Origin of the sequence: Phyllobacterium sp. 22229, from assembly GCF_052056495.1 — a bacterium.
Lineage (GTDB): Bacteria > Pseudomonadota > Alphaproteobacteria > Rhizobiales > Rhizobiaceae > Phyllobacterium > Phyllobacterium myrsinacearum.
Genome location: NZ_JBQEPA010000071.1, coordinates 1 through 368 on the forward strand (window position 1 = coordinate 1; position 368 = coordinate 368).

Consider the following 368-nt stretch of genomic DNA (forward strand, 5'->3'; position numbering starts at 1 on the left):
AGACCAATTACCACTGCCATCTGCAGTTATTGTACGGCTGACCCCTGCAACATTTACATTCACAGTCGCACCTGCTTCTGCCCCAGAGCCAGTGATCAATACACTGTCATCTTCATTGGCATTAACTATGTCATCACCCTCAATCGGCGTAGTGATAGTTACAGCACTTGGTGCAGCGTTATCTAAAATCACGGAGGTGCTGGCTGCACTTGAAATATTACCCGCGGTATCAGATTGTGTGGCGCTGACGGTGAGCGTGCCGTTATTAAAGCTGCTTACATCAAACTCGTTACCACTGATAGTCCATGCACCAGAGCCATCAGCCGTCACACTGCGCGATAAACTATTTGCGCCATCGCTGATAGTCA

The 368-nt window shown here is 48.6% G+C and carries 1 pseudogene; it reads right to left on the reverse strand.

Annotated elements, in window-relative coordinates:
• Window positions 1–368, reverse strand: a pseudogene (locus ACTJJ7_RS28115) (hypothetical protein); the annotation flags it as partial.